Raw genomic sequence first — 15,360 nt, 5'->3', positions numbered from 1 at the left:
AAAGCTAATTTACTATGAAACAATTAAATAAATTAGAATTGGGTGGAATTAAGAATATCGGAGAAGTTAAGACTCAGGTCAAGCTGACAAATGCCATAGATGAAGCTCTAGTTAGTCGTGGATTGCTCGCACCTCGGTTGTTGCGCGAGTGCGAAACAGAAGCTATAGTAGATACAGGATCGGTTTACCTAGTAATTTCAGCAGAAATGGTACAGCAGCTAGGTTTACGGATTATCGGACAACAAAGTGTTAAGTATGCTGATGGCCGTCAAGAAACAGTAGGAGTAACTGAAGCTATCTTAATTGAAATTGAGGGACGCAGGACTACCGAAGACGCTCTAGTGACAGGTGATGAGGTGTTGATTGGTCAAGTGGTTTTGGAGAAGTTAGATTTGCTGGTAGATTGCAAGAATCAGCGGTTAATCGGCAATCCGAGCAATCCTGGTTATCCTGTGACTTATATCAAGCGAACAGAGGGATAATAAAAATTAGAATGCCCAGCCACAACAAGTAAGGTGCGTCATTGGAGAAACCAAAATTTTTTGTATTAAACCGAAAACTGACGCACCCTACAACTACAAATGATTTATCAAAAAATCTGCGTCCAGCCACGTCAATCTTCCCACCTCTGCGATCGAAATTTCCCAAAATCTCAAGCAGCAGAAGCAGCCAGCCAAAACAAACCATCCACCAAAAGCGTGCTAAAAACTGCTCCGCTGAAGGCGCGCCAGTGCAGGCTAGGGCGCAAACTAATCAAACCGACTGTTAGCAACACAGCGATTAAAACTAAAGCGCAGCCAATACCCCAAGGAGTGTCAATTTGCCCGATCGCACTTTGGAAAATTGGCATTGCGAATTCCGGTTCCGCGTGCATGACTTTGCGCCAGTAGGGCATCAAGCCTGTCAAATAAAAATATAAGTCAGTAATTGCAGTGCCAAATAGCGAACCCAAATAAAAATAGGCTCCAACTTTTCCCCAGGATTTGTTCAAGCACCAAATTGCAAATGGTAAACCAATTGATTCTATAGGTAAGTGCAAAATTGGTTCCCATCTAAACCAGCCCCAATAGATAGAACCTGCCAGCCAACATCCGGCAAATCCTAATAATAAGTCTCCCCAAACTTGGGTTTTGGGACGGAAAATTAGGAGCAAACTGAGGACGAACCAGGGAATTGTCGAGAGCAAGCTGATGGTTGGATACAAGCGAACTAATGGTGCTTGCACGAAGACGGGAATTGAGACTAAAAATGCTGAGGCGCTAAATATCAGCCACTGCTTGATGCTGTTTGTTTTGACTGAAGAAACAGAATTTTCTAAGCGGGCGAGGGTAGCAATAGGTGCGATCGCTGATGATACTAAATTAAAATTAAACAACTGATTGGACTCCGTACTGTTTCAATAAGTGAACTAAAAATGTTGCTGCGGTGGCGGGTTTTGCCCTCTCAATCCCGTCGGGTGCGTGAGTGATTTGCCAACCTTGGGCGGTTTGGGGTTGCCGCCACAACTCCAAATGTGGAACGGGCGGATCGGCATAAAAACTGTCTTCACCGCTGCCGATAATGGCTGAGCTCCAGTGCGTAAAGCGATCGTGGCTGATGCGGTGGATCGGGAAATTGCCCCCCAGGGGTACTCCCCAGCCGTCTAAAGCAAAAAATGCTCCAACTTTGCCGCCGATTTGCTGCCACATCCAAGCTGCCCCGATCGCCCCAACCACCCCAGCCGAAAAACTAACGAATACTAGACTTTCTCCTGTCAACTCTTGACTGCACAAAAAGTGGAATATGTCAAGTGCTGAAAAAGGTGGATGTTTATGAGCGGGGAAAATCTTAACGCTATTGAGTATTTGCTGGTTTTGGCGATCGGCAGCCACTGCCCAAATCCCCGAAAGTCCCGCCAGGAAACAGTCGGTTAGCTTTGGTTCGTGAACTCCGGGGCAAATTACCAGTCTCATAGTGCGTCAAGAAAGTTAATATAGTTCGCAACATAACTTTATCATATATCTATTATATCAGATACCATCCCGGGGGATAGGGTATTAAAGTTATAATAGAGTCAAGTTGACAGAGTATCCCCCCAAGTATAGCGCGGGGAAGGCTCGAAACGACTGGCATCTGAGGCAAGGTAAGGGAGTCTTAAGAAAACATAAAACTTAACCCCCCCGGCCGGATTCCCTGTCAGGCTTAGCAAAGCCCGATCCTAGTTCTAGCCACCCTGTTGGTTTCGGGTTGAAGTTACAAACCTGATTTAGGACTGATGCTCATCCACCCGGTGTTCTTGGATAAATAAAAGATTTGACCGGGCAGTATGGGTGCAGAAGCCGGGAATCAGCGGTGCGATCGCCAAAAATGAAAAATCTCAGATGCACCCTTCATCCTGTCTGGATCTCTTAGAATAAATAAAATTGAGGAATACAAAGTGGTTGCTTCTCCTGAAAAAATAGAGTTCAAAACATCTGCTGAACCCGCAAGTAATGACCGGGTTGCTGTCTTGCTGATGGGTTACGGCGAAGTCGAAAGCTACGACGATTTTGCCAACTACAACGAACAAGCTTTAAACTTGCTGACAGCTAAGTTTGCCCCAGTACCGAATTGGATTTATCCGCCACTGGCGAAGATTTTGGCGATTTTTGACTTGCACGAATGGAGCCACCAACACGGTAAATTCGTGTCACCGCACAATGCAATTTTTGAACAGCAGCGCGCTGGGATTGAAAAGAATTTGCAGGAAAAATGGGGCGACAAAGTAAAAGTGTTCAAAGCTTTTAACTTTTGCGCGCCGTTTTTGCCGGAACAAGTAATTCCGCAAATTAAAGCAGAAGGCTTTGATAAGATTCTGATTTATCCGCTGTTGGTTGTGGATTCTGTTTTCACCAGTGGCATTGCTGTGGAACAGGTAAACAACGCTTTAGCACAAACCTTTGATGGTAAAGAACATTGGGTAACGGGACAGCGCTACATTCCTTCTTTTTACGATGAACCTGCTTACATCCAGCTAATGGCTGATTTAGTTGAAGAAGAAATTAAGAACGATTTAGCAGTAGCGCATTTGCCTTCTCAAATTGGGATTGTGCTGATGAATCACGGTTGTCCGCACAAGGCGAAGGGCTTTACTTCGGGTATTGTGGAAAGTCAAGCTTTGTACGATCGCGTGCGGGAACGTTTGATGTATCGCTATCCTTTGATTTCGGTGGGCTGGCTGAATCACGACACACCGCTGATTGAATGGACGCAGCCGGATGCGACGTTGGCTGCGAAGAATTTGATTGATTTGGGTGCAACTGCGATCGTGTTTATGCCGATCGGATTTGCGACAGAAAACCACGAAACTTTGTTAGATGTAGACCACATTATTGAGGGTTTGCAGAAGCAGCGTCAAGGAGTTACTTACCGCAAATTGCCTTGCGTAAACGACCATCCAGAGTTCCTGAAAATGGCCGCAGAGTGGGCAAATCCGCAGATTGAAGCGCTGTTGAGTGAGATGGCAGTTGCTGTTAATCCGAATTTGGTTGTTCGGGATCACGTACATTCTCATGGCGATCGCGGGCATTCTCATGGGGAACACGGGCATTCTCATGGGGAACACGGGCATTCTCATGGCGGGCACGGGCATTCTCATGGGGAGCACGGGCATTCTCATGGGGAGCACGGGCACAGTCATTAATTAGAATCTTAGAAACCGGGTTTTTGCGACAATACTGCGTTGAAGACGACAGATTGAGTAAAAACCCGGTTTTTTTGTGGGAGTGGGTAAGTTGAGATTTGGGAGAAAAGGGCGATCGGCCTTTGGTGTTTTTGGTGGGAAGGGCGATCGGCTTTTTTATCAGCAGGTATGAATTCTGCTATCGGCTCTCTTTAAGCTGGTTGTAATTTTGGCGCACTGGTGCATTCAAACCAGGTTGTTCAAAGCGGACAGCTTGCCCAAGTACCAGGATAACGATCGTCAAGACAACAAAGAAAGACTGCGAACCTTGGAAGGGTTCGACTAATTCATCGATTTTGTAGAAATTGCCGCAGTCGCACAGCCGGATGTTCGAGTTTTCAGGGTGGGAATGCCAATTGCAGGGCAATTTTTTGAGGCTGGAATTGTCTTTGTAAGGGCAAGTAGTCATCTGATTTTTCCTCGTCAAGTAAAGAGTGTTGGTGTATTGAAGATTGGCAAAATTTAGCTGTGGCGAGGCGATCGCATTTGATAGTGATGCGATCGCCAATCGTTTAAGATTCAGTCCGGTTCGGGAAATGAATGTTAAGCGTCATAGTTGGGCAGATCGCAGAACCCGGACAACAGAGATTGTGAGGGCGATAGCGCATCAATTGAGAGAATTGCCCTTTGCTGAGTTTCTGTTCTCGAACCAGTTTCGGCTTACCGCCGCGAATTTTGTATTTGCTGTCAATTGCTGCTTCGCCAGCAATCAGGATGTTGATGTTGTACCAAGAATCGTGACAGTGAATCCCAGTGTCTGTCGCCGGTGGCAGGTGGATCAGAAGGATCTCAAACAAGCAGCAGGAAAACAGCCGGATATAGCTGTAGCCGCGCCAGTGAGTCTCGATTAGTTCTGGACAAAGTTGTTGAAGTTGTGACCACTTCTGGCTGGAAGTGTTGGCTTGGCAGAGAATGAGGAGAATTTCGCACAGCAGGATGATGCCGTTGGCCTGTCGGGGGTTTGGCGACGGGCGATCGTCATGTAGAGATAAGTTGTCCATGATATCTTGGAGGTATGTTTATTTGACTAGCGGCGGTTCCTCTGTGGAACGCCGTTTTTTGTTTTTTTTGAGATAAAACTGCCATTTTGCTGTGTGTCAGCATCTGGCGTTGCGTTCCAAGTGAACTTAATATCAAAATAAACGACACCTCAAACATTAATGCCGATCATCAGCGCCGATGTAAAAAAAAATATGTTAAAGTTATCCAAATTCAATCACAGTAAGCTTCTCAGCAAATTGTGCTAGGACAAAGCCCCATATCCTGCCGATGATCGGCAGTTTAGAGCTAAGTAGGTAAAATGCCTAACCCCAGATTCGGGGTTTTTAATACGGAAAGCAAAGTCGATGGTTAGGACTAAAACACCAAAAATTCTGTTATGTCTAAAAATTGTTATTTGACTGGCAAAGGGCTGCAAAAAGTACAAACTGCTTTCAGAAAATTGTCTCAGGGTTATAGTCAGGAAAATTGTTTAAAATCAGTGAACAAGCCATTTCCTGAGAATGTCAACCTTTCAAAATTAGAATCTATGGTTAGACAGCAGCGTGAAACACTCAAAAAAATTCTCTACAGGACACATCCTGTTAATAAAAAAAGTCTGGATGATCTGTTTACTGCTCTTTCTATAGACCTAGAAGAAAGTGATTATGAAAACCGTGGTCGTGACCCTAGAAATGCAACCTCTACTAACCAAAGGACAAGCACAAACACCCACAAAGCTCCAGGAGAGCAAGTCACGCAGGTGATTGCATCAGAGAATGGCATCCCTAAAGTTATTAGAAGGAGCAGTCAGAACAAGAGAAATTTATAGATTGATTATCTAGCGTTAAGGCTCTACCACATCGGTTGTATTGCCAGATTTGATATATTTGGTAATGTACTTTTGCACCACAGGTTGTATAGCAAAAAGTAATTCACTGCCTTTTGTAATTTTTTCTATTAAAAAGCGCCATACTAAAGATTCTAAAGCTTGTATAAGATCTGCTATATCTGCTTTTGACTGAAACTCTTCTTGCAATTGTTTGAATGAAATTGGATAGTGATAATTCGCTATATAGCATATAAGTTTATTTTCTAAAATTGATAATGCTTGGAACTGCTCATCCAATATTTTTTGAAACCCTGGCATGATTGTTATTGTGCCGAGTTGTAAATACTCAGATACTTTACCATTAAATAGGCTTTTAATTGTCTTAGCAACTAGCTTTAATCCCAAGGGATTGCCTCGATATAGTTGAATGAGTTCACTCCATTTTTCCTGGTCAGATAAAGATTCTTCTTTGAAGATTTCCGATGTTGTTTCTACCGTTAACCCATCCAATTTTAATGAACGAACAGGTCTTATGGGACCTTCTAATAATGCAATCTCTCTAAATCGTTGCCGACTGATTAAAACTAAGCAACTTTGATGAGATACTTCTCCTACGCGTCTGATCAGATCGCCATACCCTTCGTAGCCCTCTTTATATTGTCCATATAGATGCCCAGGTTCTAGAATCAACTCAGCATTATCGAGTACCAACAGACACCGATGCGATCGCAAATACTGGATCAGGATCGACAGGAGATTAGGTGCGTCTTTGGGTAAATTAGTGAGTTCCTGATTGGAAAAAAATTTGATCGAGTCTGCTAAAAACTCTGTGACAGGTGGGGCATAATGAAGACTTCGCCAGATGACGTACTGAAACTCACCTTCAATCTGTTTTGCCACTTCCACAGACAGAGCAGTTTTGCCAATCCCACCCATACCCAATATTGCCACCAGTCGGCAGCGATCCTTCACGATCCATTGGTGTAAGGTTGCCAGATCCTCAGTGCGTCCATATAAAATCGGTACATCTGGTGCTTCACCCCAGTCTTGGGCCGGGATGGCGATTACCCCTTTATCCTCCACTTTCGTTTGGGAAAGTGGGATTGATTGCAAGTGCGAGCGTCGCTCCAGCACAGTTCGCAGATTAGTTTTTGCGACTGGTTCCCCTAATACTGATGAGAGTTGGTTCCACAACTGAGCAGCAACGCTCTTGACGTAAATTTCATTATATGAGTGTTGTTCAGCAATGTGGTGATACCTTTTACCTTTCCAAGTGTTCAGAACTATAGCCTCTTGTAAATCCGTCAGGTGTTTTCCTGTTGTGGTCCAGATTAACTCATCAGTGATTCTTAAGGCTTCCTCAATGTTCATTGCTTAAAGGGGAGTCTAGTTATCACAGTAATCTTACCATAATCTTACCACGATCTTACCTTTTTCCTAAAATATTACTTTTTAACACTTTTTAACCAACTGTATCTTGCTGACAAGTTTGGATATCCGCAGTAGAGTAACAAGTATGTATTCACTTGCATAAAATTATAAAAACTCCCCGATATACAAATAGGAAGCCAAAAGAGGAAGCCAAAAGTGTATAACACATCCACTAGAGTTCGTGATCGGCATTCTTACAAACCAGTTTTGGGAACGCTCAAAAAGGCGCTCAATCCGAATTTGTCTGAAAAAGTCTATCTTCAAGGCACTTACTGGCACCTAAGGGTCGTTTCATCTGCTGATATTAATGGAGCAAATGCGGCTTTTGATTACACTACAGATACTATTTATTTATCAAGGGAATTTCTAGCCCAAAATTCCCATAACCTACAGGCAAAACTAAGTGTTCTCTTGGAAGAAATTCGCTTACCTGATGTCAGCAAGCGTCATCGCTATAGATTCACTGCTAGCGAAATAGAAGATTTCGGGTCGGATTGCCAACAGCCTTTACCTAAAGTCGTTCTGTCAGCGATGGGAATCAAAAGACATCGCTATCAATTCACGGCTAGTGAAATAGAAGAGTTTGAGCCTGGTTTGAAGCTATAATACTCCAATTGGTCAGGTAAAGTGGTTGGAGTTTAGTATTGAATTATGCGTATTATTCCAAGTTCAGCCATGCCTGAGCCACTACGCCAGATTTTGGCTGAACTAGAAAGCAAGGGATATAAGTTTACCTGCTATCAAAAGAAAAATGGTGAAACCTTCATTCAATTTTGGGATGAAGTAGAAATCATAGATACTGATGAAGTAGAGCTTTGTGATACCGTTATTTATATTAAAAGAGTTGTAAGTTTAAAACCGCCTGATTCAGATTACGCAATTTTTGCTACCTTCATCTGTCACGGGATAGAGGGAAACAAAGCTGAATCTTTCAATAAAGCTGTTGATACTCTCAACTACAAAGACTTACTAGGAAAGTTTGTGCGTGACTGCGATGATGGGGTTCGCTATGTTCTGTGCTTTACCAATGAGGGTGAGAGTTTCCTGACTTCAGAAGATCAATCTGAATCTCAGGATATTTTGTATGTTACTAATCATTGTGTGACTCACCTGAATTCAGAAGTGGTAGAAGCCCGTCTTGAATATCATAATAAGATGAAAAGAAAAGTTTTTAAAATGTTGGAAATACTGAAACACTGTTAAACTAAACTACCGCCCCATCTGCAATCCTATTAGCAAACGGAAGTTATATAAATGACACCCTACCCCTTAAACTTACCCGTTAAACTACAGCAAGAAGCCGAAAAAATTGCCGCACTCCAAGGCATTTCCCTCGATCAGTTTATTCTATTGGCTGTAACCGAAAAAGTTGCTACTCTCAAGCAGCGGAATGACGATCGCGCTTTCCCTGAAATCACCTATGTGCACGGTGCTAGTGGCGAACTCGTGCCCGTTTTGGGCGGCACTCGGTTGCGGGTGCAAACAGTAGTCATTGCAGCCGAAAAATGGGGTTTATCTCCAAAGGAAATTGCGACTGAGTATGACATCAGTGAAGCTCAAGTCAACGAAGTTCTCGCTTTTTATGGGGTTCATCATCAGGAAATAGACGCATCTATTGCGGCTGAGCAAATTATCGAAGCTGCCAATGTCTAAACCGTTCATCTACTTACATCGGGAATTACGCACCCCGACAAAAGAAACCGGGTTTTTCACAGTTTGTGCGACTGTAACCGAGTATTTTCGCAAAAACCCAGTTTCTGATTACCCGCGAGTCCAAGACTATAGATAAACCCGCCACAGCTATACTAATTGAATGGCTATTTCCCCAACCAACTTATCGATCTCCGCCTCAGTGGTAAAATAGTGAACGCAAGCCCGCACGCAGTCAGGATTCAGAATTGTCCGCACCATAATTCCCTGCTTTTCCAGCAAACCAACTAACTCCTTGTGCGGCATCCCGTTAGTCAATCGAAACGAAACTAAACCAGCTTCCGGTGCTGATTTCCGCAAACATTCTACACCGGGAAGTTCCGACAAACGCTCCCAGAGATACTTGCTCAAACGGCAGATTTCTGCATACCTTTCCTCGATCGTACCCCACTCGTTTTGCAGGGCGATCGCACTTCGCAAACCAGAATACAAAGGATAAGCCGAAGTCGCAATCTCGTAACGTTGAGATCCAGGCTTCCATCCAAGCACTTTAGCACTAGAATCCGTCACAATTCCCCGCCAACCGATAAACACCGGATGCAAATCTGCCAAAGCTGAAGCGCTGACATAAAGTCCGCCCAAACCTTCCGGGCCACACCACCATTTGTGACCAGTAAAAGCATAAAAGTCAACCCCAGACTCAATCAAATTCAAAGGTAAAACCCCCACAGATTGAGCCGCATCAACTAACACCATTACTTTGCGATTCTGCACAGATAAAGCCTCTTGTCCCCCCCCTTGGCAAGGGGGGGTTAGGGGGGGTTCATAGAATTCATGACACACCTTAACAATCTCAGCCAAAGGCAAAACTTGACCAGTATTCCACAAGATGTGACTGATTACCAACAGACGAGTATTCGGTTGCAAATAATCGGCAATTACCGCAACCGGATCGCCCCCATTCAAAGTAGCCGCCAGCGGACAAACCGAAACCTCAATGTTGAAACGGCGCTGTAATTCCATTACACTAGCTACAATGCCTGGGTGTTCGCAGTCAGAGAGCAATAAATGGTCGCCCGATCGCCAATCAATGCCCCACAGAGCAATATTGCAGCCGACGGTGACATCCTCAGTCAGGGCGATCGTTTCAGCAGGTACAGCTAACTCGCGGGCGATCGCCCGTCGCGTCAGCATCGCCTCCTGAACCACCCAAGCACCGATTTCCCCCGAAAACGGCCCCCCAAGCTGCACGCGCTTATAGGCCTCATAAATCGCCTCTAAAGCAGGCTCAGGCAGCGGCCCTTGTCCGCCGTAGTTAAAATAAGCTTTATTGGCCAAAGCTGGGAATTGTTGCCGGTGATTGTCCTTTGTCATATTTTTGGGGAATTATTGATAGCGTTAATATTGCATAAATGTCGATCGTCAAACTCCTCTCTAAAAAAGGTTTATTTTTCTTTCTTCCTCCTTCCTCCGACAGCATTTATTTTGGGCATTTTTAGCTTTTTAAGGACAGTAATTCGTTGTAAAACCTACTTTTTGGATCCCGGATAAATTCTCCTAACTAATAACCAATGCCAATGCCCCATTCCCCATTCCCAATGCCCCATTCCCCATTCCCAATGCCCCATTCCCCATTCCCAATGCCCAATAACTTCTAATTATTCTATATTTTGTGAATACTAAATGTTAATAACTGACAAACTCTTACTTTCCTATCAACGATGCCATCTTCGAGCATTTTTAGACACCTGCGGAGACTGGAAAAAATTAGATCCTCCTAGCGATTTTTTGTTGAAACTGATGCGCGACAGCGGGACGTATCAGCAGCAGGTTCTAGAACACGAGACTTACCAACAACCATCATATCCTAGAGGGGATTGGCAAGCTGGGGCGGCCGCTACCTTAAGTTTAATGCAGCAAGGAGTCGATCGCATTTATCGAGGAGTGCTCATCCGGGGCGAATTCGGCAAAGCCAGCGGTGCAATAGATTCTCTGCTGGGAATTGACAGTCAATACTTCCCGGAATTTGGCGAAGAAATTCACGAAACTCCGGTGCATCTTTCATCCTCAACCCTGCACTCGTCAAACATTACCCTCATCAGCCGCCCGCATTTATTAATCAAGCAGCCGGGACAATCTAAATTTGGCGATTGGAGTTATGCTACTGCGGATATTTGGCTTAGCAAGCGACCAAAACTAGACTATCAAATTATTGCAGCTTTTCACGCCCAAATCTTAGCTTCCGTGCAAGAAAGAATGCCTGATAATGCGTGGCTGCTGCTGCGAAAAAAAGGGCTGTGGGAAGTTAATCTCGATCGGCGAACTCCTGAGATGTTCGAGCTTTTAGACGACTGCATCCAGATGATTGAAAATCGAGATAAGCCGGAGGTTTTCATTTCTCGTCAAAAGTGCAATCTTTGCGGTTGGTATACTGTCTGTCACGCGGAAGCCGAATCTATTAAACATCTTTCGTTATTGCCCGGAGTTACTGCCGGCCGCTATGCTAGACTAAAAACTCTGGAAATTACTGATGTCAGATCTCTGGCAAATGCTAGTTGCGAATTGCTTGCCGATTATCCAGAATTTCCTGACAGAGTTGCTTTTGATGTGGTGCGACAAGCTCAATCTCACTTGTTAAATCAACCGTTGTTGCGAGAAGAAGGAAGTTCGGCAGCGGATTTTGTAACGGATGTAACGGATGTAGGTTCGGCAACGGGCAATCTACGGGATTTAACGGATGTAACGGATGTAAGTTCGGAAGTGGGAGCAGTTAGTCAGTTTATAAGAATACTAGAAAAGGCAAATAATAATTTAGTAATTCCTAAAATTGAGCTGGTAAAGAATACAGAAAACAAGCCTGCTTCACCTGCCAAGCCTGCGCCAATTCTCCGCAGCAAGCCAATTCCTTATTCTCAATCTGTCTTTTTGCCGATCGCCCCAATCGAACTCTACTTTGACATCGAAGCCGAACCGGAGTTAAATTTAGATTATCTCCACGGAGTATTAGTTGTCGATAGGTACAATAAAACCGAACAATTCCACGGTTTCCTAGCCGAATCACCTGCTGAGGAAGGTGCAATCTGGGAGCAATTTTTAGAACTAATGTGGGCTTATCCTATTGCTCCAATTTTCCACTTTTGCGACTACGAAGTCAAGACTTTTAAACGGCTAGCTAAACTTTACAACACTCCAGCTTACTTGTGGAAACCCGTTCTGAAACGGTTTGTCGATATTCACAAGCAAGTGACGCAACAAGCGATTATGCCGGTGGAAAGTTACGCACTCAAACCGATTGCGCGCTGGTTGGGTTTTGACTGGCGCGATGCTAAGGCTAATGGTGCTCAGTGTGTCTGTTGGTACGATGATTGGCTCAAAACTGGCGATCGATCGATCTTGGAGGCGATCGTCCGCTACAATGAGGACGACTGTCGCGCTACTTACATCGTTAAAGATTGGTTGACTAATTTTTTGTTGAGTCAGAAACAGTGATTTTATGATTGAACGAACCGCGAAGACGCAAAGGCCGCGAAGTAAGAAAGAGAAGAAGATAGGTATGCTAAAAAATATTTGGTTGGCATTTTGACAAATATTTTGACAAATATTACACTTCTTGTATTCGGCATTTAGTAAAAATATTGTGGGGTGGGCATCTTGCCTGCCCCAAATATGCAGGCTCAAAGTGAAAGTTTTTAATCAACTACTTATTCATACAATGCGAAATCTAATAAAAGCAACTATATTTATTGCCTGTTTTTTGATAGCAGCAACTGTTGCTCTTTTGGTAAACTTGTCAGCCCAATCTTTCGCTGTTACCAAAATAGATTTTATCGGCAGGGCTATATTTCCCACAGGTTCTCCGTTTGGGGGGACAGAAATTGGCGGACTTTCGGGAATTACCTATGATGCCGAGAAACAAGTTTATTATGCCATCTCTGACGATCGCAGCAGCAAGGCTCCGGCGCGCTTCTATTCTCTAAAAATTAACTTGGCATCTGGTAAGCTGGAAAAAGAAAAGATTGAATTTACTGGTGTGACAACTTTATTGGATGAAAACGGTAAAAGTTTTCCCGAATTAAGTTTAGATCCAGAAGGGATAACTTTTACTGGCAACAGCGTGTTTGTTTCTTCCGAGGGAGATGTCGATCGCCAAATCAATCCCTTCATCAAAGAATTCTCCTTGGATGGTAAACTGCTCAAAACGCTACCAATTCCCAATCTATTTTTGCCCGACGCCAAAGGCACAAAAGGCATCCGCAACAATCTCGCCTTTGAAAGCTTGACTCTCACGGACGATCGCAAATACCTATTCACCGCCACCGAAAACGCTACAGTTCAAGATGGCGCAGTAGCTTCCCTGGAAAAAGGCAGCCCGTGCCGAATTTTGCGGTACGATGCTGCGAGTGGCAATCCAGACGCCTCCTTTGCCTACATTACCGAACCGCTACCCCCTGGTGCGAATCCTGTGGGAAAATTAACTAGCAACGGTTTAGTGGATTTATTGGCGATCGACGACAAGCGCTTGCTGAGTTTAGAGCGCGCATTCTCCCTGGAAACCGGCACGACGATCAGAATTTTTGAGATTTCTTTGGAAAAAGCCGATCGCATTGAAGCACTTCCCAGCCTCAAAACCCGTTTCAGCGAGGTTTCCCCCGCCCAAAAACGGCTGCTGCTGGATTTGGAAACTCTGAAAATTCCCCTAGACAACATTGAGGGCTTGACATTTGGCCCCGCGCTAGCCGATAGTACCGTAGGACTGATTTTGGTGAGTGACAACAACTTCAGCGGCTTGCAGGAGACTCAGATTTTGGGCTTCAAAATAAAAGTTCAAAAAAACTCTTGACAAAGAGTGAGGTCATAGGCATAATAGAGATTGTGCTTGAAAAACAAGCAAAAACGAGGGACAGTAGTTCAATTGGTTAGAGCACCGCCCTGTCACGGCGGAAGTTGCGGGTTCGAGCCCCGTCTGTCCCGTTCATAGCTGGTAAGAATTCCAGCAGTTTGATAAATTAGTAGGATCTACCGCAAGTTAAATCTGCGCTGGAATCCCGCTAAAAATGAATATTAAGCCATCGAAAGATAGAAAAGCCATTCGCCTACAATTTACTGTTGAGGGTGCTTCTTTCTCGTTTGCCCCTCTAAAAGGGGGGAAGTGGGAAAATAAGCGCGATCGGCAATTAGTTGCGGCGATCGCTACGAAAATTGAAAATGATATCCTCGCAGGACATTTCGATCCGTCACTGGAGAAATACCGACACAAAAGTAGCAGCGCTGAAATTCCGCTGGTCGCAAAAACGCAGAAGGTGAAATGGCTCGACATTTGGGATAAATGGGTTTTGTCTCTTGGATTGCCAACTGCCACCGCGTCCGATCATTATGCTTGCGTGCGAGCCATGCTTGCTAAGGCAAAAAATCCCTTGCTGGATGATATCGAATGGCTTCAATCTAGCGAGTTGGCTGCCAGCACTTTCAACCGTCGGCTGTCAATGCTGCGATCGTGTTTTTCGTGGGCGGTAGAGGAAGGCTTTGTTAAGCCGGTTGACAACCCTTTAAAAAAAATTCGCTCCCGTATTGCAACAGAAGATGAGCGACAACAGTCAGCCAGCAAAAAAGCGCCATTGTCAGACGCTGAAATTGAAAAAATATTAGATTATGTCGATCGCGTTTACATTACCTACGCACCTTTTGTCCGATTTCTGCTTTTCTCGGGAGTAAGAACAGGGGAAGCTGTTGGGTTAACCTGGGACAATGTTAATTTGGAAAAGCGCTTGATTTTTATTAGACAGTCGGTGTCTCGCGAACGGGGGAAGTATCAGAAGATTTGTAAATCCCCTAAGACTAAAGAATCTATTCGCACCTTGAAAATGTCCGATCGCGTTTTCGCTCTTTTCAGTTCACTGATTGCAGAAAATGCTTGTGGTCTAATTTTCAAAAGCCCCAAAGGGCAAATTATAGATCACGGTAACTTTCGTTCTCAGTGTTGGAAGCCTGTTTTATTGGCTTTGGGCATTCCTTATAGAAAACCTTATGCTACCAGACACACGCTTCTTAGTCAGGCTCTTGAAAGCGGGTTGTCTGTACCACAAGTTGCCCAAATCGCTGGACACCGCGACGGCAAAATGATTCTGCAACATTATGGTCATGTTATCAACCAACCACAATTGCCTGAGTTTTAAGTGTACTCGACTAAGAGCGGGATTGACCTGATGCCGGATTTTGCGATCTTATTCATGCGATCGCAAAACATTTGCCATCCTGGGAAATTGCGGAGCACAATGCACCCTGCACTGCCCGGAGCATTTGCATCAAAATGGACGCCAAACTCTCCACGGGTAACGCCATTGATAACGACTGGATCTGGTGTTATGTGAAAAAACCAGCCTTCTATTCCACGAGTGTCAAGCCAGTAAGGTTTGGTGGGAATTTGATATTCTCCTGCTGGTATTGGGCCCCGTGCTCTTGCCGATTGGTCTTCGGGCTGCTGCCATTGCTGACAGCCCGAAGTTGCCAAGTAATCAATAGGCTTTTTGTCAGGGTAAATCAATTGCAAATTGCCATCAATTAATTCGTTTGACGGCTTTAGTTCCATTGTAAAAATGAGTGAATGATTCATGAGAATTCTTCTATTTCTGTAGTGGTGACGGGGCCAAAAAAGCTCCAATTACGGCAATTATTCCAAGTGTCAATTCAATTAAGTTGTCGGGGATTGGCTGTGACTCCAGTATTATTATCAACACCCCCAAGCACGAAACAAAAGCGCAAAGGCATATGC

At 44.4% G+C, this 15,360-nt stretch carries 16 protein-coding genes and 1 tRNA gene; 10 read left to right on the top strand and 7 right to left on the bottom strand.

Annotated features, from left to right (window positions below; genetic code table 11):
- The first annotated feature begins 14 nt into the window (after positions 1-14).
- Positions 15-482, top strand: coding sequence for a retroviral-like aspartic protease family protein (locus tag QZ918_RS13910; protein ID WP_293335986.1), 468 nt, complete (start codon positions 15-17; stop codon positions 480-482).
- A 170-nt stretch (positions 483-652) separates the two neighbouring features.
- On the opposite strand, the gene QZ918_RS13905 is transcribed toward QZ918_RS13910, so the two are convergent.
- Together QZ918_RS13905 and QZ918_RS13900 are read right to left on the bottom strand one after the other, a co-directional pair.
- Positions 653-1,375 (bottom strand): DUF3120 domain-containing protein, encoded by a 723-nt coding sequence (locus QZ918_RS13905; protein WP_293335984.1) that lies wholly within the window; start codon positions 1,373-1,375, stop codon positions 653-655.
- Positions 1,368-1,952 (bottom strand): hypothetical protein, encoded by a 585-nt coding sequence (locus QZ918_RS13900; protein WP_293335982.1) that lies wholly within the window; start codon positions 1,950-1,952, stop codon positions 1,368-1,370. Before QZ918_RS13900 ends, QZ918_RS13905 begins: the two co-directional genes overlap by 8 nt.
- A 464-nt stretch (positions 1,953-2,416) precedes the next feature.
- On the opposite strand from QZ918_RS13900, the gene QZ918_RS13895 reads away from it, so the two are divergent.
- A complete protein-coding gene (locus QZ918_RS13895) occupies positions 2,417-3,661 on the top strand; it encodes a ferrochelatase (protein WP_293335980.1) in 1,245 nt (414 codons plus the stop codon).
- A 178-nt stretch (positions 3,662-3,839) separates the two neighbouring features.
- Here the strand turns inward: QZ918_RS13895 and QZ918_RS13890 are convergent, their stop codons facing one another.
- Both QZ918_RS13890 and QZ918_RS13885 read right to left on the bottom strand, forming a co-directional pair.
- Positions 3,840-4,208: a hypothetical protein gene (locus QZ918_RS13890; protein WP_293335978.1), complete on the bottom strand. Its 369-nt coding sequence runs from the start codon at positions 4,206-4,208 to the stop codon at positions 3,840-3,842.
- Between the two features lie 4 nt (positions 4,209-4,212).
- Complete coding sequence (locus tag QZ918_RS13885; protein ID WP_293335976.1) at positions 4,213-4,701, bottom strand: hypothetical protein; 489 nt, start codon at positions 4,699-4,701, stop codon at positions 4,213-4,215.
- A 377-nt stretch (positions 4,702-5,078) separates the two neighbouring features.
- Here QZ918_RS13885 and QZ918_RS13880 point away from each other — a divergent pair, with 377 nt between their 5' ends.
- The gene (locus tag QZ918_RS13880; RefSeq protein WP_293335974.1) at positions 5,079-5,510 is read left to right on the top strand and encodes a hypothetical protein; all 432 of its coding nucleotides are present in this window, start codon (positions 5,079-5,081) and stop codon (positions 5,508-5,510) included.
- Between the two features lie 15 nt (positions 5,511-5,525).
- On the opposite strand, the gene QZ918_RS13875 is transcribed toward QZ918_RS13880, so the two are convergent.
- The gene (locus tag QZ918_RS13875) at positions 5,526-6,881 is read right to left on the bottom strand and encodes a helix-turn-helix domain-containing protein (RefSeq protein WP_293335972.1); all 1,356 of its coding nucleotides are present in this window, start codon (positions 6,879-6,881) and stop codon (positions 5,526-5,528) included.
- 216 nt (positions 6,882-7,097) lie between these two features.
- Between QZ918_RS13875 and QZ918_RS13870 the strand changes: the two genes are divergently transcribed.
- The 3 genes from QZ918_RS13870 to QZ918_RS13860 are packed head-to-tail and all read left to right on the top strand — an operon-like array spanning position 7,098 to position 8,594.
- Positions 7,098-7,547: a hypothetical protein gene (locus QZ918_RS13870; protein WP_293335970.1), complete on the top strand. Its 450-nt coding sequence runs from the start codon at positions 7,098-7,100 to the stop codon at positions 7,545-7,547.
- 45 nt (positions 7,548-7,592) lie between these two features.
- Entirely contained in the window at positions 7,593-8,144 is a 552-nt protein-coding gene (locus QZ918_RS13865) for a hypothetical protein (RefSeq protein WP_293335968.1), read from the top strand.
- A gap of 51 nt (positions 8,145-8,195) precedes the next feature.
- Positions 8,196-8,594, top strand: coding sequence for a DUF433 domain-containing protein (locus QZ918_RS13860; RefSeq protein ID WP_293335966.1), 399 nt, complete (start codon positions 8,196-8,198; stop codon positions 8,592-8,594).
- Positions 8,595-8,741: 147 nt separating this feature from the next.
- On the opposite strand, the gene QZ918_RS13855 is transcribed toward QZ918_RS13860, so the two are convergent.
- A complete protein-coding gene (locus QZ918_RS13855) occupies positions 8,742-9,965 on the bottom strand; it encodes an aminotransferase class V-fold PLP-dependent enzyme (protein ID WP_293335964.1) in 1,224 nt (407 codons plus the stop codon).
- A 309-nt stretch (positions 9,966-10,274) separates the two neighbouring features.
- On the opposite strand from QZ918_RS13855, the gene QZ918_RS13850 reads away from it, so the two are divergent.
- From QZ918_RS13850 to QZ918_RS13835, 4 genes are all read left to right on the top strand, one after another.
- Complete coding sequence (locus QZ918_RS13850) at positions 10,275-12,080, top strand: TM0106 family RecB-like putative nuclease (RefSeq protein WP_293335962.1); 1,806 nt, start codon at positions 10,275-10,277, stop codon at positions 12,078-12,080.
- Between the two features lie 223 nt (positions 12,081-12,303).
- A complete protein-coding gene (locus tag QZ918_RS13845) occupies positions 12,304-13,431 on the top strand; it encodes an esterase-like activity of phytase family protein (protein ID WP_293335960.1) in 1,128 nt (375 codons plus the stop codon).
- A gap of 57 nt (positions 13,432-13,488) precedes the next feature.
- Positions 13,489-13,562 (top strand) — tRNA-Asp (locus tag QZ918_RS13840).
- 83 nt (positions 13,563-13,645) lie between these two features.
- The gene (locus QZ918_RS13835; RefSeq protein ID WP_293335958.1) at positions 13,646-14,764 is read left to right on the top strand and encodes a site-specific integrase; all 1,119 of its coding nucleotides are present in this window, start codon (positions 13,646-13,648) and stop codon (positions 14,762-14,764) included.
- Here QZ918_RS13835 and QZ918_RS13830 read toward each other — a convergent pair.
- On the bottom strand, positions 14,761-15,201 hold the full coding sequence (locus QZ918_RS13830) for a tlde1 domain-containing protein (RefSeq protein WP_293335956.1): 441 nt from the start codon (positions 15,199-15,201) through the stop codon (positions 14,761-14,763). The two genes, QZ918_RS13835 and QZ918_RS13830, sit on opposite strands and share 4 nt — an antisense overlap.
- Positions 15,202-15,360 lie beyond the last annotated feature (159 nt).

The organism is Microcoleus sp. CAWBG58, assembly GCF_020883045.1.
Lineage (GTDB): Bacteria > Cyanobacteriota > Cyanobacteriia > Cyanobacteriales > Microcoleaceae > Microcoleus.
Note: the sequence above shows the minus strand (reverse complement) of the source record. Positions and strands in the feature narration are given on the sequence as shown.

What these genes read in the sequence shown, in the direction of transcription:
- QZ918_RS13885 (WP_293335976.1), bottom strand. Translation starts at nt 4,701, where the DNA reads ATGGACAACTTATCTCTACATGACGATCGCCCGTCGCCAAACCCCCGA.
- QZ918_RS13880 (WP_293335974.1), top strand. Translation starts at nt 5,079, where the DNA reads ATGTCTAAAAATTGTTATTTGACTGGCAAAGGGCTGCAAAAAGTACAA.
- QZ918_RS13830 (WP_293335956.1), bottom strand. Translation starts at nt 15,201, where the DNA reads ATGAATCATTCACTCATTTTTACAATGGAACTAAAGCCGTCAAACGAA.
- QZ918_RS13845 (WP_293335960.1), top strand. Translation starts at nt 12,304, where the DNA reads ATGCGAAATCTAATAAAAGCAACTATATTTATTGCCTGTTTTTTGATA.
- QZ918_RS13855 (WP_293335964.1), bottom strand. Translation starts at nt 9,965, where the DNA reads ATGACAAAGGACAATCACCGGCAACAATTCCCAGCTTTGGCCAATAAA.
- QZ918_RS13865 (WP_293335968.1), top strand. Translation starts at nt 7,593, where the DNA reads ATGCGTATTATTCCAAGTTCAGCCATGCCTGAGCCACTACGCCAGATT.
- QZ918_RS13850 (WP_293335962.1), top strand. Translation starts at nt 10,275, where the DNA reads ATGTTAATAACTGACAAACTCTTACTTTCCTATCAACGATGCCATCTT.
- QZ918_RS13835 (WP_293335958.1), top strand. Translation starts at nt 13,646, where the DNA reads ATGAATATTAAGCCATCGAAAGATAGAAAAGCCATTCGCCTACAATTT.
- QZ918_RS13860 (WP_293335966.1), top strand. Translation starts at nt 8,196, where the DNA reads ATGACACCCTACCCCTTAAACTTACCCGTTAAACTACAGCAAGAAGCC.
- QZ918_RS13910 (WP_293335986.1), top strand. Translation starts at nt 15, where the DNA reads ATGAAACAATTAAATAAATTAGAATTGGGTGGAATTAAGAATATCGGA.
- QZ918_RS13875 (WP_293335972.1), bottom strand. Translation starts at nt 6,881, where the DNA reads ATGAACATTGAGGAAGCCTTAAGAATCACTGATGAGTTAATCTGGACC.
- QZ918_RS13900 (WP_293335982.1), bottom strand. Translation starts at nt 1,952, where the DNA reads ATGAGACTGGTAATTTGCCCCGGAGTTCACGAACCAAAGCTAACCGAC.